The 18,509-nt window shown below is 73.2% G+C and carries 22 protein-coding genes; 3 read left to right on the top strand and 19 right to left on the bottom strand.

Translation table 11 applies throughout. The features are described 5' to 3' along the window. Positions 1-19: 19 nt before the first annotated feature. Both AB0K35_RS20455 and AB0K35_RS20450 read right to left on the bottom strand, forming a co-directional pair. The gene (locus tag AB0K35_RS20455; RefSeq protein WP_363886834.1) at positions 20-1,363 is read right to left on the bottom strand and encodes a low temperature requirement protein A; all 1,344 of its coding nucleotides are present in this window, start codon (positions 1,361-1,363) and stop codon (positions 20-22) included. A gap of 48 nt (positions 1,364-1,411) precedes the next feature. After that, positions 1,412-2,866, bottom strand: a complete 1,455-nt coding sequence (locus AB0K35_RS20450; RefSeq protein ID WP_238667361.1) for a PLP-dependent aminotransferase family protein — start codon at positions 2,864-2,866, stop codon at positions 1,412-1,414. A 59-nt stretch (positions 2,867-2,925) separates the two neighbouring features. Between AB0K35_RS20450 and AB0K35_RS20445 the strand changes: the two genes are divergently transcribed. Both AB0K35_RS20445 and AB0K35_RS20440 read left to right on the top strand, forming a co-directional pair. Then, positions 2,926-3,597: a hypothetical protein gene (locus AB0K35_RS20445; RefSeq protein WP_363886832.1), complete on the top strand. Its 672-nt coding sequence runs from the start codon at positions 2,926-2,928 to the stop codon at positions 3,595-3,597. Positions 3,598-3,698: 101 nt separating this feature from the next. Beyond that, positions 3,699-4,160 carry a hypothetical protein gene (locus AB0K35_RS20440; RefSeq protein ID WP_091407765.1) on the top strand — a complete coding sequence of 154 codons (462 nt, stop codon included), beginning with the start codon at positions 3,699-3,701 and terminating at the stop codon, positions 4,158-4,160. A 5-nt stretch (positions 4,161-4,165) separates the two neighbouring features. On the opposite strand, the gene hisF is transcribed toward AB0K35_RS20440, so the two are convergent. From hisF to hisD, 12 genes are all read right to left on the bottom strand, one after another. Beyond that, positions 4,166-4,933: an imidazole glycerol phosphate synthase subunit HisF gene (gene hisF / locus AB0K35_RS20435; protein ID WP_238667363.1), complete on the bottom strand. Its 768-nt coding sequence runs from the start codon at positions 4,931-4,933 to the stop codon at positions 4,166-4,168. Positions 4,934-5,006: 73 nt separating this feature from the next. After that, positions 5,007-6,002, bottom strand: a complete 996-nt coding sequence (locus tag AB0K35_RS20430; RefSeq protein ID WP_238667364.1) for an NADP-dependent oxidoreductase — start codon at positions 6,000-6,002, stop codon at positions 5,007-5,009. 46 nt (positions 6,003-6,048) lie between these two features. Further along, on the bottom strand, positions 6,049-6,480 hold the full coding sequence (locus AB0K35_RS20425; RefSeq protein ID WP_112668570.1) for an organic hydroperoxide resistance protein: 432 nt from the start codon (positions 6,478-6,480) through the stop codon (positions 6,049-6,051). 5 nt (positions 6,481-6,485) lie between these two features. After that, entirely contained in the window at positions 6,486-6,932 is a 447-nt protein-coding gene (locus AB0K35_RS20420) for a MarR family winged helix-turn-helix transcriptional regulator (protein WP_238667365.1), read from the bottom strand. Between the two features lie 80 nt (positions 6,933-7,012). Next, positions 7,013-7,402: a RidA family protein gene (locus AB0K35_RS20415; protein ID WP_124776183.1), complete on the bottom strand. Its 390-nt coding sequence runs from the start codon at positions 7,400-7,402 to the stop codon at positions 7,013-7,015. Beyond that, on the bottom strand, positions 7,399-8,124 hold the full coding sequence (gene priA, locus AB0K35_RS20410; RefSeq protein ID WP_091407754.1) for a bifunctional 1-(5-phosphoribosyl)-5-((5-phosphoribosylamino)methylideneamino)imidazole-4-carboxamide isomerase/phosphoribosylanthranilate isomerase PriA: 726 nt from the start codon (positions 8,122-8,124) through the stop codon (positions 7,399-7,401). The genes AB0K35_RS20415 and priA overlap by 4 nt, the downstream gene beginning before the upstream one ends. A gap of 14 nt (positions 8,125-8,138) precedes the next feature. Then, positions 8,139-8,462, bottom strand: coding sequence for a hypothetical protein (locus AB0K35_RS20405; RefSeq protein WP_238667366.1), 324 nt, complete (start codon positions 8,460-8,462; stop codon positions 8,139-8,141). A 36-nt stretch (positions 8,463-8,498) separates the two neighbouring features. Next, a complete protein-coding gene (gene hisH / locus AB0K35_RS20400; protein WP_238667367.1) occupies positions 8,499-9,131 on the bottom strand; it encodes an imidazole glycerol phosphate synthase subunit HisH in 633 nt (210 codons plus the stop codon). 13 nt (positions 9,132-9,144) lie between these two features. Continuing rightward, the gene (locus tag AB0K35_RS20395; protein WP_167362522.1) at positions 9,145-9,315 is read right to left on the bottom strand and encodes a hypothetical protein; all 171 of its coding nucleotides are present in this window, start codon (positions 9,313-9,315) and stop codon (positions 9,145-9,147) included. A 58-nt stretch (positions 9,316-9,373) separates the two neighbouring features. Next, on the bottom strand, positions 9,374-9,985 hold the full coding sequence (gene hisB / locus AB0K35_RS20390; RefSeq protein WP_030334475.1) for an imidazoleglycerol-phosphate dehydratase HisB: 612 nt from the start codon (positions 9,983-9,985) through the stop codon (positions 9,374-9,376). Continuing rightward, positions 9,982-11,055: a histidinol-phosphate transaminase gene (locus tag AB0K35_RS20385; protein WP_238667368.1), complete on the bottom strand. Its 1,074-nt coding sequence runs from the start codon at positions 11,053-11,055 to the stop codon at positions 9,982-9,984. Before AB0K35_RS20385 ends, hisB begins: the two co-directional genes overlap by 4 nt. Positions 11,056-11,122: 67 nt before the next feature. Next, the gene (gene hisD, locus AB0K35_RS20380; RefSeq protein ID WP_238667369.1) at positions 11,123-12,445 is read right to left on the bottom strand and encodes a histidinol dehydrogenase; all 1,323 of its coding nucleotides are present in this window, start codon (positions 12,443-12,445) and stop codon (positions 11,123-11,125) included. Positions 12,446-12,551: 106 nt separating this feature from the next. On the opposite strand from hisD, the gene AB0K35_RS20375 reads away from it, so the two are divergent. Next, complete coding sequence (locus AB0K35_RS20375) at positions 12,552-13,259, top strand: LON peptidase substrate-binding domain-containing protein (RefSeq protein ID WP_238667370.1); 708 nt, start codon at positions 12,552-12,554, stop codon at positions 13,257-13,259. Here AB0K35_RS20375 and AB0K35_RS20370 read toward each other — a convergent pair. The 5 genes from AB0K35_RS20370 to lspA all read right to left on the bottom strand — a co-directional run bounded on the left by AB0K35_RS20370 (position 13,174) and on the right by lspA (position 18,453). Beyond that, on the bottom strand, positions 13,174-14,004 hold the full coding sequence (locus AB0K35_RS20370) for a DUF2567 domain-containing protein (protein WP_238667371.1): 831 nt from the start codon (positions 14,002-14,004) through the stop codon (positions 13,174-13,176). The genes AB0K35_RS20375 and AB0K35_RS20370 overlap by 86 nt on opposite strands. A 56-nt stretch (positions 14,005-14,060) precedes the next feature. After that, the gene (locus AB0K35_RS20365; RefSeq protein ID WP_238667372.1) at positions 14,061-15,749 is read right to left on the bottom strand and encodes an AAA family ATPase; all 1,689 of its coding nucleotides are present in this window, start codon (positions 15,747-15,749) and stop codon (positions 14,061-14,063) included. A gap of 74 nt (positions 15,750-15,823) precedes the next feature. Next, positions 15,824-16,855 carry a hypothetical protein gene (locus AB0K35_RS20360; RefSeq protein ID WP_363886827.1) on the bottom strand — a complete coding sequence of 344 codons (1,032 nt, stop codon included), beginning with the start codon at positions 16,853-16,855 and terminating at the stop codon, positions 15,824-15,826. A gap of 42 nt (positions 16,856-16,897) precedes the next feature. Further along, positions 16,898-17,842: an RluA family pseudouridine synthase gene (locus tag AB0K35_RS20355; protein WP_091407730.1), complete on the bottom strand. Its 945-nt coding sequence runs from the start codon at positions 17,840-17,842 to the stop codon at positions 16,898-16,900. After that, entirely contained in the window at positions 17,839-18,453 is a 615-nt protein-coding gene (gene lspA / locus AB0K35_RS20350) for a signal peptidase II (RefSeq protein ID WP_363886824.1), read from the bottom strand. Before lspA ends, AB0K35_RS20355 begins: the two co-directional genes overlap by 4 nt. Positions 18,454-18,509: the final 56 nt, after the last annotated feature.

Below are 18,509 nucleotides of genomic sequence, written 5' to 3'. Positions count from 1 at the left end.
GGAAGTCGGCATGGGACCCTCACAGGTGGTGACCCCGCCACCTCGTGTGCTCCTCCTCCGCGGCGAGCTGCTCCTCGAACGCCATCTGCCGGACCCCGGCCCGGCGCCGGGAGTCGACAACCGTCTGCAGCGCCACCGCCACCGCCGTGGCGAGGGCCACCATGGCCAAGGCGATCAGCTCGGGTAGCGACCCGGCAGCCGGCACCAGCGCAATCAGCAGCAGGATCCCGCCGATCGTGGGCCAGCGGGGGGCGCCGAGCATCCGCCGGCCGAGCACGATGAGCGCGAGCAGGTAGAGCGCGACCCCACCGTTGAGCGCCAGCAGCTCGAAGCTCGGCAGCGGAACGCCCCAGCTCGGTGTGGTGGGATCGGCGCCTTCGTGGATCAGCCCCTTGAGCCCGAGCGCGAACAGGATGACGCCGGCGATGACCGGCAGGTGCAGGTAGCTGTAGGCGTTCCGGGCCAGGATGGCGCGCGCGTACGGGTCGCGGGTGCGGTGCAGGGTCTGTTCCATGCCGAGCGCCAGGGTGTCGAAGTACGCCCACCACATCGCGGCGGCCACCGCGATGCCGAGCACCGCGGCGATCAGCACCGGCCAGGTCAGCGGTAGACCAGCGGTTTCGCTGGGACTGAACCCGAGTGCGATGATGGCCTCGCCGAGGGCGATCAGGACGATCTGACCGTGCCGCTCCGCCCAGTGCCCGGCGGAGAGCACTGTCCACCCGGTGCCCCGCAGCGCGAGGCCGGCCCCGTACTCCACGCCGAGGGCCGCGAGCCAGCACAGCAGGCGGGCCACCGACTCGGCTGTTCCGTCGAAGAGCCGCTGCGGCAGCAGCCCGGCGACCACGATGAGGGCCGTGGCCACGACCGCCGGCAGGGCGAGCAGCTGCCAGCGTCGACGCACGTCGCGGTTCCGGCGGCCGATCCACAGGAAGATCACACTCTCGCTCACCCTGACGAGGAAGTAGCAGGTCGCGAAGACCAGCGGACCGAACAGCCCACCGGGACGGTCGACGAACGCCTTCGGCAGACTCAGCGCCAGCACGAAGGCGGCGGCGATGGTGACGAAGCCGACCGCCGGGACGATCCCCTGGTCGGTACGGATCAGGTTGCCCAGCAGGGCGAACGCCGACCAGCACCACCAGAGCAGGGCCAGCAGCACCAGGCACTGGACCAGGCCCCGGGCGGTCGGATTGCCGGCGGTGGCCGTGGTGACGTGCAGGAACGCGAAGACGAAGACCAGGTCGTAGAAGAGTTCCAGCGGGGTCGCCCGCGAGCCCGGCGCACTGCGGCGGACCCCGCGTGTCCCGCTGTCCTGGCCCACCAGGGGAGTCTGGCAGCCGAGCTGGGGCGGATGACGCATTCCCGGCATAATGGTGCCGGCGGATGCCGCTGGTGGTTGGGCGCTGGCTCAGGCGATGACGGCGGGCTCCCGCCACCGCTGACGGCCGGCCCGGTCCAGGTCGTAGCGGATCGCCGCGATCCGCCCGACGGCCTCCACGAGGTCCGCCGCTGGCAGGGTGAAGGGCAGCCGCAGGAAGCGCTCCAGGGTGCCGTCCAGGCCGAACCGGGGGCCCGGGGCCAGCCGTACGCCGACCTCCTCCGCGGCCCGGGCCAGCGCGCTCGAGACCGGGCCGTCCAACTCGGCCCAGAGCGTCACGCCACCCCGTGGCACTGTGACCCGCCACTCCGGCAGTTGGTGCGCCAGCGCGCCGAGCAGGGCGTCGCGCTGGACGGCCAACTGGACGCGGCGGTCGGCGACGATGGCCTCGGCGTCGGCGAGCAGGTGCACCGCTACCAGTTGGTCCAGCACCGGGCTGGCCATGTCGACCCCGACCCGCACGGCGGCCAGCCGCTGCACCTGCGGCGCGGACGCGCGGACCCAGCCGATCCGCAGGCCACCCCAGTAGGGCTTGCTCATCCCGCCGATGCTGACCACCCGGCTGTGCCGGTCGTAGGTGGCGACCGGGGGTGGCACCTCGGTGCCGTCCATGGACAGGTCCACGAAGGACTCGTCGATGATCAGATCGGTGCCGACCGCGTGCGCCACGGCCACCACGTGTTCGCGCAGGGAGGCGGGCATCAGATGCCCTGTCGGGTTCTGGAACTCGGGAATCAGGTAGGCCAGCTTGGGCCGGGTCTGCCGGAGAGTGCCCAGCAGCAGGTCGGGCTCCCAACCGGCGTCGGCGGCCAGCCCGTGGGTGCTGATCCGGGCCCGCCGGCCAGCCAGCGCGGCGAGGGCGTTGGGGTAGGTCGGGGACTCGACCAGCACGGTGCCGCCCGGGGCCAGGGCGAGCCGCAGCACCAGATCCAGTGCGTGCTGGGTGCCGCTGGTGACCATGATCTGGTCGGCCGAGGTGGGCAGACCCCGGGCGGAGTACGCGTCGGCCACCGCCTCGCGCAGCTCGATGATGCCGGTCGGGTGGTAACCGGCCCCGCCGAGGTAGCGGGGCAGGTCCTCGGTGGCGGCCCGCGCGGCTGACAACAGCTGCGGCGGGGCGGCCAGCGCCGCGACGCCGAGGTCGAGCATCTCCCTGTCGTCCAGCGGGGTCCACAGGCCGGTGCTGGCCACCCGGTGGTTGCCGGGCAGCATCGTCCAGCTACCGGCGCCACGACGGCTGGCCAGGTGTCCGGTCTCGCGGAGCTGCCGGTAGGCGGCGGTGACGGTGGTCCGGCTGATCCGCAGCGCCTCGGCCAGCTCCCGTTCGGCCGGGAGGCGGACGCCCAGCGGCAGCCGGCCGTCGGCGAGCAGCCCGCGCACCGAGCCGGCCAGCGCGGCGTAGTCGGGGCTGCGGCGGCGGCCCGGCAGGGCATGCCACTGCCCGAGCAGACGGGCCAATTGGACGCCGCGCACCTGCCCTGTCATAGCCACTCCTCGGATATTGGCTTCTTCCTCGACGCGGATTGGCACCTAGGGTGGCATGCATGGCACTGCTTGGCAATCTGCGGCACCGACCGGTTCGACGGTTGGTCCAGCTCTACCTCGGGCTCACGCTCTACGGCGTCAGCATGGCCCTGATGATCCGCTCCGACCTGGGCCTCGACCCGTGGGACGTGTTCCACCAGGGGCTCTCCGAGCTGACCGGGCTCTCCTTCGGCACTGTCACCATCGGCGTCGGCGCGCTGGTCCTGCTGCTCTGGATCCCGCTACGGCAGCGGCCTGGCCTCGGCACTGTCAGCAACGTCGTGGTGATCGGCCTGGTGGTGGACGCCACACTGGCCCTGGTGCCCACCGGTGGTCCGCTCAGCGTCCAGATCGCGCTGCTGACAAGCGGGATCGTCGCCAACGGCGCGGCCACCGCCCTCTACCTCGGTGCCAATCTGGGCCCCGGCCCCCGCGACGGCTTGATGACCGGGTACGTGGCCCGCCGGCCCGGCCGGTCGATCCGCCTGGTGCGCACCGTCATCGAGGTCACAGTGCTGGCGCTGGGCTGGCTGCTCGGCGGCAAGGTCGGCCTGGGAACCGTCGCGTACGCCCTGGCCATCGGCCCGTTGGCCCAGTTCTTCATCCCGCTGTTCGCCGTGCCGGAGGGCACCGAGCCGGACAGCGCCGCGCCCCCACCGGGCAACCCCGCGCCGGCCACCCCGGCCGGCTGAACCCTCACCGACCGTCCGCGAACCGGTACGTGGTGGTGGTGCCGCGCACCGGTTCGCGGGTGGGTGTTCCCTTCCGCGACGCGCGCCGTCATCATCTCTGCATGGGGGAGAACGGTTGGCGCTGGAACGACGCCTGGATCTTCGTGTCGCTCGTCATCGCGAGCGGGGCCGGACGGCACCGCCGGTCCGCGACAAGCCGACGACCGGAGGGCGTCCGCCTGACCGACGTGCTCTCCACCGCCGACCACCTCAACCACGCGATTCCGCAGCGACACGAGGTGGAGGCAGCGGTCCAGCGGTTGGTCGGCGCCGGGCTGGTCAGCGTCGCCGACGGCTGGTTCCGCATCACCGCCGAGGGTGAGCAGCTGTGGCGCACCCGGCCGCGCGCGGGTGTGGCGACAATGGTGGACACCGTGCAGGGTGTGTTGACCCGCCGGCACGCGCCGGGCAGCGCCGACTGGATCCTGGACGAGGCCGACCACGCGGCTGCCGTCCAGGAGTACGCGGTCCGTTCGATCCCCACCCCGCGCCGGTCACCGGAGGGCCACTCCGGCGAGCGCTGAGCTGCTCAGCGCACCGGATGGCCGCCGAGGCGCAGCGCGTCCTTGACCTCGGCGACGGTCAGCTCGCCGAAGTGGAAGACGCTGGCGGCGAGCACGGCGTCCGCGCCGGCGCCGACAGCGGGCGGAAAGTGGGCCACCTCGCCGGCGCCCCCACTGGCCACCACCGGCACGTCCACCACCGCGCGCACCGCGGCGATCAGCTCCAGGTCGAAGCCCGCCTTGGTGCCGTCGGCGTCCATCGAGTTGAGCAGGATCTCCCCCGCGCCCAACTCGGCGCCCCGGTGCGCCCACCACACGGCGTCGATGCCGGTGCCGCGCCGACCCCCGTGGGTGGTGACCTCGAAGCCGCTGGGCGTGCCGCCGTTCGGCGACCGCCGCACGTCGAGGGAGAGCACGAGCACCTGCCTGCCGAACCGGTCGGCGATCTCGGCGATCAGCTCCGGACGGGCGATGGCTGCGGTGTTCACGCCGACCTTGTCCGCGCCGGCGCGCAGCAGTGTGTCCACGTCGGCGACCTGCCGGACGCCACCGCCGACGGTCAGCGGGATGAACACCGACTCGGCGGTGCGGCGCACCACGTCGAGCATTGTGCCCCGGTCGCTGGAGGACGCCGTGACGTCGAGGAAGGTCAACTCGTCAGCGCCGGCCCGGTCGTACGCGGCAGCCAGTTCCACCGGGTCGCCGGCGTCACGCAGGTCGAGGAAGTTGACCCCCTTGACCACCCGCCCGGCGTCCACGTCCAGACAGGGGATCACCCGTACCGCCACCGTCATGCCGCGAGCCTATCCTCCGCACGCGGCACGGCGGTCGACCCGATCGGGTCGACCGCCGTGAGAGAGGTCTGCGTCACACGCGGACGAGCATCTTGCCGAGGTTGTCGCCGCGCAACAGGCCGAGGAACGCGGCCGGGGCGTTCTCGATGCCGTCCACGATCGTCTCGTCGTAGGACAGCGTGCCGTCGCGCAGCCAGCCCGCGACGTCGCGCACGAACGCCGCCCGCATGTCGTTGTGGTCGTTGACCAGGAAGCCGCGCAGTGTGAGCCGCTTGCCGATGACCAGCGCCAGGTTGCGCGGGGCGGCCGGCGGCTCGGTGGCGTTGTACTGCGAGATCATGCCGCAGATGGCGGCCCGGCCGTGCAGGTTCATGGCCGAGATCGCGGCCTCCAGGTGGTCGCCGCCGACGTTGTCGAAGTAGACGTCGATGCCGTCCGGGGCGGCCGCCCGCAGCGACTCGCGGATGCCGTCGTGGTAGTCGAAGGCGGCGTCGAAGCCCAGCGCCCGCAGCCGCTCGACCTTGGCCGGCGAGCCGGCGCTGCCGATCACCCGGCCGGCGCCCTTGAGCTTGGCGATCTGGCCGACCAGGCTGCCCACCGCGCCGGCCGCGGCGGAGACGAAGACCGTCTCGCCGGGCTTCATCGCGGCCACCTCCAGCAGCCCGGCGTACGCCGTCAGCCCGGTCATGCCGAGCACGCTCAGGTAAGCGCTGACCGGGGCGATGTTCGGGTCGACGGGTCGGGCCGCGGTGGCGTCGAGCAGCGTGTACTCCCGCCAGCCCAGCCCGTGCAGGACTGTGGTCCCGACGGCGATGTCCGCCGCCTCGCTGGCCACCACCGCACCGATCGCGGCACCGTCGAGCGGCGCGTCGAGCGCGAACGGCGGCACGTACGACTTGACGTCGTTCATCCGTCCGCGCATGTACGGGTCGACGGACATGTACTGGTTGCGGACCACGATCTGGCCCGGTCCGGGCGTCGGAACCTCGGTCTCGACGAGCCGGAAGGTGTCTTCGGTGGGCCAGCCCTGGGGGCGGCTGGCCAGGTGGATCTCGCGGTTACTGGTCACGGGGTGGTCGTCCTCTCGTCCGCGGATGGGGCCTGGGGCCGCGAGGTCACGCGGACAGGGTCTCGCGGACGGTCAGTGTGACGTCGACGTTGCCACGGGTGGCGTTGGAGTACGGGCAGACCTGGTGGGCCTGCTCGACGATCTGCTCGGCGACCTCGCGGGGCGCGGCGGGCAGGTCGACGACGAGCTGCACGGTGAGCCCGAAGCCGCCGCTGCCGTTCGGGCCGATGCCCACCTCGGCGCCGACCACGGAACCGGTCACGTCGGCCTTGGCCCGGCGGGCCACCAGCCGCAGGGCGCTGTGGAAGCAGGCCGCGTAACCGGCGGCGAAGAGCTGCTCGGGGTTGGCCGCGCCACCGGCGCCGCCCATCTCCTTCGGCACGGCCAGGTCGAGTGCGAACGTGCCGTCGGAGGTCTCGACGTGGCCGTCCCGGCCGTCGCCGGTGGCGGTCGCGGACGCGGTGTAGACAACCTGCATGGTGGTCACTGCTCCTTCTGTCGGTGGATGGTGTCGGTGACCCGGGTGAGGGTGTCGCGCAGCGCGACGAGCTCGCCGAAGCCCAGCCCGGTGGCCTGCGCGATCCGCAGCGGGACGTCGCAGACGCGCTCGCGCAGCGCCCGGCCCTGCTCGGTGAGGCCCACCTCGACCCGCCGCTCGTCGCGGGCCGACCGCCGCCGCACCACCAGGCCCGCCCCCTCCAGCCGCTTGAGCAGCGGGGAGAGCGTGCCGGAGTCCAGCCGCAGCTCGGCGCCCAGCTCGGACACCGTGGGGGCGTCGTCGGGACGCTCCCAGAGCACCAGCAGCACCAGGTACTGCGGGTAGGTCAACCCGACCTCGTCGAGGATCGGCCGGTAGACGTCGGTCAGTGCGCGCGACGCGGCGTAGAGCGCGAAGCACACCTGCCGGCGCAGCTCCAGGTCATCGGTCACCGCTGAACCGTAGCCCACAATTAAGTTGTGCACAACTTATCGGGGCGCAGGACGGCCCGGCAGGACGCCCGGGCGGTACCTCAGCGATCGCCGAGGTACGCCTCCAACTCCACCTCCACCAGGTGCTCCGGGTCCAGCAGACCGGCCACCACCACCAGGGTGGCGGCCGGCCGGACCGCACCGAAGACCGCGTTGTGCGCCCGGCCCACCTCGTCGGCGTGCAACCGGTCCGTCACGTACATCCTGGTCCGGACCACATCGCCCGGCTCCGCACCCACCTCGGCGAGCGCGGCCAGCCCGATCCGCAGCGCCTGCGCGGTCTGCGCGGCCGGATCACCGACGTGCACCACCCGGCCGTCCACTGTCGCCGTGCAACCCGCCGTCCAGGCCCGCTCACCGGCCCGGACCACCCGGGAGTACCCGTAGCGCTGCTCCCACGGGCCGCCCGACCCCAGTCGGGTCGTCGTCACGCCTCGGCCAGCGTCCGCAGCGCCTCGGCCACAGTGAAGGCACCCGCGTAGAGCGCCTTGCCGGCGATCACGCCCTCCACCCCGGCCGACTCCAGGGTCGCCAACGCCCGCAGGTCGTCCAGGGTGGACACCCCACCCGAGGCGATCACCGGCCGGTCCGTACGGGCACACACCTCGCGCAGCAGATCCAGGTTCGGCCCACGCATCGTGCCGTCCTTGGTGATGTCGGTGACCACGTACCGACTCGCGCCCGCCTTGTCCAGCCGCTCCAGCACCTCGTACAGGTCACCACCGTCGCGGGTCCAACCCCGCGCCGACAGGGTGTGACCCCGCACGTCCAGCCCGATGGCCACCCGGTCGCCGTACTCCGCCACCACCCGGTCACACCAGACCGGATCCTCCAGAGCGGCGGTCCCGATGTTCACCCGGGCCGCACCGGTGCCCAGCGCCGCACGCAGCGACTCGTCATCACGGATGCCCCCGGAGAGCTCCACCTTCACATCCAACTGGCGCACCACCTCCGCGAGCAGGTGCGCGTTCGTGCCCCGACCGAACGCCGCGTCCAGGTCGACCAGGTGGATCCACTCCGCGCCGTCCTGCTGCCAGGCCAGCGCCGCGTCCAACGGGTCGCCGTAGATGCTCTCGCTTCCGACGGCGCCCTGCACGAGCCGGACGGCCCGGCCGTCAGCGACATCCACGGCGGGTAACAGGGTGAGGCTCAAGGTCTTCTCCTCGATCAGGTACGACGGTCCAGGGCGATCACCACGATCGCCGGCAGTACGAGCAGCAAGAGCACGATCAGCGCGATACGCAACGCCAGGTTGTCGACAAACGTCCAGATCAGGAGCAACGCCGCGCCGGTGAGCAGCACGATCGCGGCCCGCTCCCCCCGAGTGTGCCGGGCCAGCCGCCCGGAGCGACCCCGCCGCAGCCGCGGCGTCAAACTGCGCACCACCGCGCGACGGCGTTGCCGCCGGGCCACCTGGCGCTGCCGGACCGCCCGCTCCCGGGCCTGCTCCGCCTCCCGCTCCGCCCGTCGGCGGGCGCGCTCCCGGCTCACCGCGACGCCCGCCGCTCGGGCACCGCGCGACGGCGCTCAGTCACCGCTGGGCAGCGTGGCGAGCCAGTTGCGCAACAGCGCGGCACCGGTGTCGGCGGACTTCTCCGGGTGGAACTGGGCCGCCGACAACGAGCCCCGCTCCACCGCCGCGACGAAATCCGTGTCGTGGTGGGCGGTGGTCACAGTGGCACCGGCAGCGACCAGCGCCGCCGGGTCGCCCATCGCGTACGAGTGGACGAAGTAGAACCGGCTCTGCTCGGTCAACCCGGCGAACAGCACCGACTCCCGCGGAGCCCGGACCGTGTTCCAGCCCATGTGCGGCAACCGGGTGGCGGCCAGCCGGGTCACCCCGCCGGGAAGCAGCCCCAGCCCCTTGGTCACCACGCCGTGCTCGTCGCCGTGCTCGAAGAGAACCTGCATGCCCACGCAGATGCCGAGCACCGGCCGGCCGGCAGCCACCCGTTCGGCGATCACCGGGCCGGCGCCCAGCGCCTCGATCCCCGCCATGCACGCCGCGTACGCGCCCACACCCGGCACCACCAGACCATCGGCGGCGGCCGCCGCGGCCAGGTCGTCGGTCACCCGGACGTCCGCTCCGGCGGCGGCCAGCGCCCGCTCCGCCGAGCGCAGGTTGCCCGAGCCGTAGTCGAGCACCACCACGTCACTCATGTCGTCACCCCGATCACCCGTTCTCCGGCAGCAGCCGCAGCACCCCGGCGACGGTGGCGAGCACCGCGAGCGCCGCGGTGATCAGCACGGCGGCCTTCGGCGCGCCCTGCCGGTAGAGCGACCAGGTGCCGCCCACCAGCACCCCGGCCAGAATCAGCAGCAACGTCGGCAACGCGGCGCCCATCAGAGCCACCTTCCAGTCGCGACTGCGGGGCTCCGCCGCGCTGCACTCCTCGCGCGCATCAGAGCGCGCCCTTCGTGCTCGGGATCGCCCCGGCGGAACGCGGATCGATCGAGGTGGCTTCGCGCAACGCGCGGGAGACCGCCTTGAACTGCGCCTCCACCACGTGGTGCGCGTCCGGGTGACCACCGGGCCGGGCCGCCCGCAGCACGTCGACGTGCAGCGTGACCCGGGCCGCCTGACCGAAGGACTCCCAGATGTGCCGGGTCATGCTGGTCGCGTACACCGGCCCGATGTACGGGGCGAGCACCGGCTCGTCGTGCACCACGTACGGCCGACCGGACAGGTCCACCGCCGCCCGGACCAGCACCTCGTCCATCGGAACGGTCGCCGAACCGTACCGCCGGATGCCGGCCTTGTCGCCCAGTGCCTGGTCGAACGCCGCACCCAGGGCCAGCGCGGTGTCCTCGATCGTGTGGTGCGCGTCGATCTCCAGGTCACCCACTGTGCGCACGGTCAGGTCGAAGCCGCCGTGCCGGGCGATCTGGTGCAGCATGTGGTCGTAGAAGCCGACGCCGGTGCTGATCTCGGCGGCACCGGTGCCGTCGAGATCGATCTCGACGAGGACCTTGGTCTCCTTGGTGATCCGTTCCACCCGGGCGGTCCGACTCATTGCGAAGTCTCCATTGCAGAAAGGAAGGCGTCGGTCTCGGCGGCGGTGCCGGCGGTCACCCGCAGCCAGCCGGGCAGGCCGACGTCACGGACCAGCACCCCCTGCGCCAGCAGGGCGTTCCAGACGATGGTCTGGTCGCCGCCCACCTCGAAGAGCACGAAGTTGGCGTCGCTGTCAGCGACCCGCAACCCCCGCTCGCGCAGCGTCGCCACGATCCGGTCCCGCTGCGCCATGATCGCGCTCACCGTACCGAGAAGGGCGTCGCGGTGAGCCACCGCCGCGCGTGCGGCAGCCTGGGTGAGCGCGGAGAGATGGTACGGCAAACGGACGAGCTGCACCGCCCGCACCACCGCCGGGTCGGCGGCCAGGTAACCCAGCCGACCACCGGCGAAGCCGAAAGCCTTGCTCATCGTCCGGGTCACCACCAGCCGTGGGTGGCCGGGCAGCACCGCCAGGGCGCTGACCGTCCCGGGCCTGGCGAACTCGGCGTACGCCTCGTCGACGACCACCATGCCGGGAGCGACGTCGAGCACCGCGGCGATCACCGCCGGGTCCAGTGCCGTGCCGGTGGGGTTGTTCGGCGAGCAGAGGAAGACCACGTCCGGCTGGTGCTCGCGGACCTGGGCGACCGCCTCCTCGGCGGTCAACCCGAAGTCGACGCCGCGCGCGGCGGGCACCCACCGGGTGCCGGTGCCGAGGGCCAGCAGCGGGTGCATCGAGTACGCCGGAACGAAGCCGAGCGCCGTGCGCCCCGGCCCGCCGAACGCCTGGAGCAGCTGCTGCTGGATCTCGTTGGAGCCGTTGGCCGCCCACACCTGGTCGACAGTGAGCCCGTGCCCGAGATATTCGGCCAGGTCGGCGCGGAGCGCCACCGCGTCCCGGTCCGGGTAGCGGTTCAGCTCACGCAGCTCGGCCGCGAGCGCCTTGCCGATCGCCTCGACCACCGGCTCCGGCACCGGGTGGGAATTCTCGTTGGTGTTGAGCCGCACCGGCACGTCCAACTGCGGCGCCCCGTACGGCGACAGCCCCCGCAGGTCGGCCCGGATCGGCAGCTCTTCCAGGCTGGTCACGCCGCCTCCCCGTTTCGCGAGACAGCGGCCGGAGGCACCGGTCGCCCGAGCCGGCTGGTGCGCGCGCTCACGCCGACCCTCCCGGGAAACGGGCCTGGACCGCCTGGCCGTGCGCGGGCAGGTCCTCCACGTTGGCCAGGGTGACCACGTGCGGGGCCACGTCGCGTAGCGCGGCCTCGGTGTATTCGATCAGGTGCACGCCGCGCAGGAAGGACTGCACGGACAGGCCGGAGGAGTGCCGCGCGCAGCCACCGGTGGGCAGCACGTGGTTGGAGCCGGCGCAGTAGTCACCGAGCGACACCGGCGACCAGGCGCCCACGAAGATCGCCCCGGCGTTGCGGACCCGCAGCGCCCACTCCCGGGCGTCCACCGTCTGGATCTCCAGGTGCTCGGCCGCGTACGCGTCGACCACCCGCAGCCCCGCCTCAAGGTCGTCGACCAGGACCACGCCGCTCTGCTCACCGGTCAGCGCCGTGGTGACCCGTTCGGTGTGCTTGGTCGCCGGCACCTGCCGGGCCAACTCCGCCTCGACCGCCTCGACCAACGCCACCGACGGGGTGACCAGCACGCTCGCGGCGAGCGGGTCGTGCTCGGCCTGACTGATCAGGTCGGCGGCCACGTGCGCCGGGTCGGCGGTGTCGTCGGCCAGGATGGCGATCTCGGTCGGCCCGGCCTCGGCGTCGATGCCGACCACGCCGCGCAGCAGCCGCTTGGCGGCGGTCACCCAGATGTTGCCGGGGCCGGTGATCAGGTCGACGGGGTCGCACCGCAGCTCACCCGCCGGGTCCACCGCCGCGCCGTACGCCAGCATCGCCACCGCCTGGGCCCCGCCCACCGCGTACACCTCGTCGACGCCGAGCAGCGCGCACGCGGCGAGCACCCGGGGATCGGGCAGGCCGCCGTTGTCCTTCTGCGGCGGGCTGACCACCACCAGCGAGCGCACCCCGGCCGCCTGGGCGGGCACCACGTTCATCACCACAGTCGACGGGTACATCGCCAGGCCACCGGGCACGTAGAGGCCGACCCGGTCGACCGGCAGCCATCGCTCGGTGACAGTGCCGCCGGGCACCACAGTCGTGGTGTGGTCGGTGCGCCGCTGATCATCGTGCACCCGACGGGCCCGGGCGATGGACTCCAGCAGCGCGGCACGCACCGCCGGGTCGAGCACCCCCTCCGCCTCGGTGATCGCCTCGACCGGCACCCGCAGCACCTCCGGGGAGATGCTGTCGAACCGAACGCTGGCCTCCCGGATCGCTGGGTACCCATGCTCACGGACCGCCTCCACCAGGGGCCGGATGCGCTCGACGGCGACGGACACGTCGAGCTGGGCACGGGGCAGCAGGCGGCGCGGGTCACCGAGACCGTCGCGCAGGTCGATCCGATTCAGCACCCTTGCGAGTCTAGGCGGCCGGCCCGACGTCCACCCGAGCCGCCCGTCCGCCGGGACGGTGAGCCGGGCCACGCCCCCGGGGACGAGATTGGTTAGGCTCGACCATGTGACCGCACGGCTGCCGGTTTTCCCGCTCGCAACGGTGCTCTTTCCCGGGTTGGTGCTGCCGCTGCACATCTTCGAGGAGCGCTACCGGGCGCTGGTCCGGCACCTTGTCGGCCTGCCCGACGGTGCCCCGCGCGAGTTCGGCGTGGTGGCCATCCAGGCCGGCTGGGAAGTCGCGCCCGCCGGTCCCGCCGGCGCCCCGGCCCGATCGAGCGTCGGCGAGGTGACGCTGCACGAGGTGGGCTGCACCGCCGAGCTGCGCCAGGTGACCGAGTTGACCGACGGTGGTTTCGACATCGTCACTGTCGGTCGGCGTCGATTCCGGATCGCCGAAATCGACGACAGCGCCGAGCCCTACCTGACCGCCGACGTCGAGTGGCTGCCCGACCCGGGCGGCCCGGACGAGGTGGCCGATTTGCTGGCCGCCCGGGTGATCGCTGTGTTCCGGCAGTACCTCGGCCTGATCCGCTCCGACCCGGAGGAGATCTCCGAGCAGTTGCCGGAGGACCCGACCGTGCTCTCGCACCTGGTGGCGGCGACCGCGGCGCTCACCGTCGACGACCGGCAACGGCTGCTGGCGATCGACGACACCGCCTCCCGGCTCCGCGCCGAGCTGCGGTTGCTCAACCGCGAGGCGGCTCTGCTGCGTCAGGTGCGGGCGGTTCCGGTGCCGCTGTCGGAGCTGGCGTCCCCGCCGACACCCAACTAAAGTCCCCCGGCTCGGGCTCCGGGCGCAGCCCCGGCCACCGCGACCAACCGGCCAGCAGTGTGTACATGACAGCGGCCCCGAACGCCGGCAGCAGCAGGTTGCCGTGCGGCACCGGCAGCACGCCGAGCAGCCAGTCCACCCCACCAGCCCGCAGGTCGGCGGGTTTGCTGAAGGCCTGCCCGACCGGGGCCGTCGCCAGCAGCCGGTCGAAGGTGGCCAGGCCGATCCGCCGTCCCACCTGCCAGGCCACCGGCGCGGCGACCAGGGTGCCGAGCACCGCGGCGAGCAACCCGACCGGGCCGCGCCGTCGACGCAGCACGAACCACAGGGCGAACGCCACGAGCAGCCCGAAGGCGAGCCCGAGCAGGCTGAACCAGCCGTCGGCGGCGATCGGCTGCTCCGGTTGCGGCTCGGCGTAGATCGCCCCCTCGGCGGTCTTGAGCACCGGGGTGTCCGGCGCGAGCGCGGCCCAGAGCAGCCCGAGCGGAACACCCGACACGGCCAGCGCGAGCACGGTGCCCAGCACCGTCGCCAGGGCACGCAATGGACGACGCGGCTCGTCGAACCGAAGCTCCAACAAGCTCTGGTACGCCGCCGAGTCCGGCAGGTGGCCCGGACCGAACTCGCCGGGCGTCGTCGCGGCCGGCGGGTCGACCTCCGGCGGTCTCGCGTCCGGCGTACCGGGCGGCGCGGATTGGTCGGGCTCGTCGACGGGCCGCTCACGGTCGGGGTTGTCCGGGCTCACCCGATGATCCTCTCAGGCCCGGTGCGCGGCCGGGGCTCCGGTGGCGGCAGACCAGCTCACCGGGCGAACGGCTCCACCATCATCGCCGCGGCCCGCAGCCACGCCTGCCGGGTCTCCGGCTGGAGCTGGTGGTACTCGATGGACGACCCGGTCTCCAGAGCCGGGTCGTACGGCACGACGGCCACGCCCCGGGTACGCGTGGCGAAGTGCCGCTCCAGGTCGTCCTGGAGCGTCGAGCGACCGGGGGTCGGGCAGGAGATGAGGGTGATCGCGTTGTCCGCCAACTCGCCCATGCCCTCCTCGTGCAGCAGGTCGAGCATCCAGTCCGCGCTGAACGCCGCGTCCTCCCGGGGCACAGTGGTCACCACCAGCTGGTCGGCGGCCTGCATCACAGTGCGCCAGTTGGGGCTCTCCACGTTGTTGCCGGTGTCCACGCAGACCACGTCGTGGGTGCGCCGCAGCAGCTCCAGCACCCGTCGGACGGTGAACTGGTCCAGTCGCTGGGCGAAGCGTGGGCTCTCCTCGCCGGCCAGCACGTCGTACGAGCCGTCGGAGGCGTGCCGCAGGTAGTCGTCAAGCCGGTCCAGCAGGGTCGCGTCTTCCAGGATCTCGATCTGGGCCAGGTCGCTGATCAGGTGCCGGATCGTCCGGGCGTGCCGGGCGCTGCCGGCGCGCAGGCCGAGGGTGCCGCGCAGCTCGTTGTCGTCCCAGGCCAGCACGCCCTTGCCGCGGACGCTGCCGACCGTCGCCGCGGCGAGCACTGTGGCGGTCGTCTTGTGCACTCCGCCCTTGGGGTTGGCGAAGGCGAACACCCGGGGCGTGCCCAGGTCCCGTTGGAGCACCCCGTTGGCGCGCTCCTGCTCCTGGTCGACGGCCGGTGGGCGCCATTCGATCCGGGCCGGGTAGGCGCGTTCGGCGACCACCGAGCCGACCGCCGGGGCGGGTGGTGGCGGAACGGGCGGCGTGACCGGCACGGCGACCGGCGGCACGGGCGGCGGGGCGACCGGCGGGGGCGGTGGCGGGGCGGCCGGGTAGCCGGTCTCCGGCTGGTAGCCGGTCTCCAGCAGGGCGTACCGCGACTCCACCGGCGGGTCGCCCGGCCGGTAGCCGTTGTCCAGCAACGCGTAGCGCGACGGGACCGGGTCGGGGCCGCGTGCCGGCGGCTCGGGCTCGGCCCGGTAGGTCGGCTCAGCCCGGTAGTCGGGCTCGGCCCGATAGCCCGGCTCGGCCCGATAACCCGGGTCCGCCCGGTAGTCGGGCTCGGCCCGGTAGCCGGGCGTGGCGGGGTAGTCCGGTTCAGCGCGGTAGCCCGGCTCGGCCCGGTAGCCGGGTTCGGCGCGGTAGTCCGGCTGCCCGGTCCGGTACGCCGGCTCCGCTCGATAGTCCGGCTCGGCCCGATAACCCGGCTCGGTCCGGTACGCGGGCTCGGCCCGGTAGTCCGGCTCGGCCCGGTACGCGGGGTCGACCCGGTAGGTCGCCTCGGCCCGGTACGCAGGCTCCGCGCCGTACGACAGGTCGGCCGGATGCCCGATGGCGGGTGCCCGCCCGGCGTAGCCGTTGGGGGCCGCACGTCGTGGCAGCGGGTCCGGCGGCGGTTCCTCGCCGCGCCGCTCCGGCTCGGTCTGCTCCGCGCCGCGACCGCCCAGCCGGGCACGGTCCAACAGCGCGCGCCACCGCGGCGCTGGTTCGGCCGGCCGGCCCCAGCCGGTCTCACTGCCCTCCACGGCCCGCCCTCCCAGCGCCATCGACCTCTGTCTGACAGGCTACGAACCCAACCCTATTCGGACCACACCTCAGAGCGCACACCAGCCGGCGCAGATCACGACGACGGCGATGGCGGCAACGGCTCGGTGAGGGCGGCGTCCGGCGAGGTGGTGACGCTCGGCGGCGCCGACTCGGCGGGCTCCGGCGTCGACGGTTCGGGTGACGGAATGGTCACGACTGGTGCGGGTTCCGACGATTCGCCCACGGGGGCCGACGGCGCCGGTGCGCTGATCATCGGCGCTGGCGGCTCGGACCGGGTCGGTACGGGGCTCGGCCCGGTGTCGGCCGGCGGGCGCACCACGTCACGCTGCTCGGGCAGGGGCGGCGTGAAGACCGTCCGGTCCAGCCGGTACACCTCGGGGGCCGGGTCGACCGCCCGTACATCCGGCCGGGCCGCGACACCGCGCAGCGCCACCGGCGTCGCGCGAACCACCGCCGCGTAGACGCAGGCGCAGCCGGTGCGGTACGCGACCGCCTCGGCGGCGGCCACCTCGGCGCCACTGGCGTACTGCTCCCGCAACTCCCGCTCGCCCACCCCGTCGCCGTCCACAGCGGCGGCCCTGGCCCGGTAGTCGGCGGCCTCGGTCTCCTTGCGGGCCGCCACCTGGTCCATCCCGGCCACCACGTCGTCCGGCACCCGCAGCGCGGGGATCTTGACGATCTCGGTCTGCCGGCCGGGCAGCGGAACCCGCCCGAAGACCGTCGAGACCCCGACGTCGCCGAGCACCGTCGCCAGCCGCTGCGGAGGCAGGTACGTGTCGAGCGTGACCAGCGCGTACGTCCTGCCCTCCGCGGCCGGGGCGGACGCGGGCAGCGCGGCCAGGTCGGCCGCGGCGGACCGCAGGTAGCCGGGGACGGAGTCGCCGTCGGCAACACCGACCCGGGTCACCTCGCCGACCGTCCGGTCGCCGACCGGAGTGTCGTCGACGGCCCAGACGGCGGTGCCCAACACCGCCGCCGCGGAGAGCACCGCGGCCCAACTGAGCACGCCGGAGCGCGCCGACCGGTCGCCGAGGCGGGCCACGGTCCGGGTCAGCGGCGGCAGCAACCGCTGGTCCAGCTGCCGCAGCAGGTTGCCGGCGCGCACGGGCGGGATCCCCTCTGTGGAACGGTGTCGGGCGGTCGCCGCTCAGTCACGCAGGATCTGAAGCGCACGGTCCAGGTCGTCAGGGTAGTCGCTGACGAACCGGACCTCGTCCCCCGTTCGGGGGTGCAAAAAGCTCAGTTCGCGGGCGTGCAGCCACTGTCGGGCCAGGCCGAGACGGGCCGAGAGGGTGGGATCGGCGCCATAGGTGAGGTCACCCACACAGGGGTGCCGCAGGGTGGAGAAGTGCACCCGGATCTGGTGGGTCCGGCCGGTCTCCAGCCGGACGTCGACCAGGCTCGCCGCCGGGAACGCCTCAAGGGTGTCGTAGTGGGTGATGCTCGGCTTGCCGCCGGACACCACCGCCCAGCGGTAGTCGTGGGTCGGGTGCCTGTCGATCGGCGCGTCGACGGTGCCCCGCAGCGGGTCCAGGTGACCCTGCACCACCGCGTGGTAGCCCTTGTCGACCTCGCGGTACTTGAAGGCCCGCTTCAACGCCGTGTACGCCTGCTCGCTCTTGGCCACCACCATGATCCCGGTGGTGCCCACGTCGAGCCGGTGCACCACGCCCTGGCGTTCGGCGGCGCCGCTGGTGGAGATGCGGTGCCCGATCGCGGCGAGCGCGCCGATCACCGTCGGCCCGGTCCACCCGGGGCTCGGGTGCGCGGCCACCCCGACCGGCTTGTCGACCACGACGATGTCGTCGTCGGCGTAGACGACCCGCAGGCCGGGCACCGCCTGCGGGACCACTGTCGGCGGTGCGACAGGGGCGGGCAGCGTGACGTCCAGCCAGGAGCCGGCCTTGACCTTGTGCGAGTTGGGCCGGGCGGAGCCGTCGACCAGCGCGTCCCCGGCGTCGACCAGGGCCGCGGCGGCGGTGCGGGACAGCCCGAACAGGCGGGACACGGCCTGGTCCAGGCGCATGCCGTCGAGGCCGTCCGGAACCGGAAGGGAACGGTGGTCGCCGCCAGCGGCGAATGCCGAGGTCATGCCCGCTCCCGCTGCTCGGCGCCCGACGCGGCGTCCGTCGTGGCCGGGTCGCCGTCGCGACCCGCCCGCCGGCCGTCACGCTGGCGGCCGGTCAACTCCAACAGGACGGCCAGCAGCACGCCACAGACCAGCGAACTGTCGGCAAGGTTGAACACCGGCCAGACCTGACCGTACGGGTCGAAGAGGCTGATCATGTCGACGACGTGCCCGTGGAACGGGGACGGCGCCCGGAAGATCCGGTCGACGAGGTTGCCCAACGCGCCACCGAGAACCAGGCCGAGCGAGACCGCCCAGGGCAGCGAGCGCAGCCGCAGTGCCATCCAGACGATCCAGCCGACCACACCGATGGTGATCAGTGGGAAGACCCAGGTGTGGTCCGCGCCGATGCTCCAGGCCGCACCGCTGTTGCGGGTCAGGCTCAGGTAGACGAACCCACCGAGCAGCCGGACCGGCTCCCGGTCGGTCAGCGCGGCCAGCGCGAGGTGCTTGGTGACCAGGTCGGCCAGCAGGGCCACCAGGGCGACTCCGGCGAGAATCGCGACTGCCCGGGGCCGGCGGGTGCCGCCGCCCGGATCGGTGCGGCCGGGTTCGGCGGACGGTACTGCGGTCATGCGCTCCCCATCGACAGTCTTGGCGGTGATCGCTCACCGTCTCATCGCCGCCGGGG

Source organism: Micromonospora sp. NPDC053740 (assembly GCF_040677775.1).
Lineage (GTDB): Bacteria > Actinomycetota > Actinomycetes > Mycobacteriales > Micromonosporaceae > Micromonospora > Micromonospora alfalfae.
The sequence above is the reverse complement of the archived record's forward strand: the minus strand, read 5'-3'. Positions and strand labels throughout refer to the sequence as shown.

Excerpts from the sequence above, each read along its gene's own strand:
- lspA (WP_363886824.1), bottom strand. The coding sequence starts at position 18,453 with ATGACCGCAGTACCGTCCGCCGAACCCGGCCGCACCGATCCGGGCGGC.
- hisB (WP_030334475.1), bottom strand. The coding sequence starts at position 9,985 with ATGAGTCGGACCGCCCGGGTGGAACGGATCACCAAGGAGACCAAGGTC.
- AB0K35_RS20365 (WP_238667372.1), bottom strand. The coding sequence starts at position 15,749 with ATGGCGCTGGGAGGGCGGGCCGTGGAGGGCAGTGAGACCGGCTGGGGC.
- hisF (WP_238667363.1), bottom strand. The coding sequence starts at position 4,933 with ATGACGGTGGCGGTACGGGTGATCCCCTGTCTGGACGTGGACGCCGGG.
- AB0K35_RS20450 (WP_238667361.1), bottom strand. The coding sequence starts at position 2,866 with ATGACAGGGCAGGTGCGCGGCGTCCAATTGGCCCGTCTGCTCGGGCAG.
- AB0K35_RS20445 (WP_363886832.1), top strand. The coding sequence starts at position 2,926 with ATGGCACTGCTTGGCAATCTGCGGCACCGACCGGTTCGACGGTTGGTC.
- hisH (WP_238667367.1), bottom strand. The coding sequence starts at position 9,131 with ATGAGTGACGTGGTGGTGCTCGACTACGGCTCGGGCAACCTGCGCTCG.
- AB0K35_RS20425 (WP_112668570.1), bottom strand. The coding sequence starts at position 6,480 with ATGCAGGTTGTCTACACCGCGTCCGCGACCGCCACCGGCGACGGCCGG.
- AB0K35_RS20440 (WP_091407765.1), top strand. The coding sequence starts at position 3,699 with ATGGGGGAGAACGGTTGGCGCTGGAACGACGCCTGGATCTTCGTGTCG.
- AB0K35_RS20455 (WP_363886834.1), bottom strand. The coding sequence starts at position 1,363 with ATGCGTCATCCGCCCCAGCTCGGCTGCCAGACTCCCCTGGTGGGCCAG.
- AB0K35_RS20395 (WP_167362522.1), bottom strand. The coding sequence starts at position 9,315 with ATGGGCGCCGCGTTGCCGACGTTGCTGCTGATTCTGGCCGGGGTGCTG.
- AB0K35_RS20355 (WP_091407730.1), bottom strand. The coding sequence starts at position 17,842 with ATGACCTCGGCATTCGCCGCTGGCGGCGACCACCGTTCCCTTCCGGTT.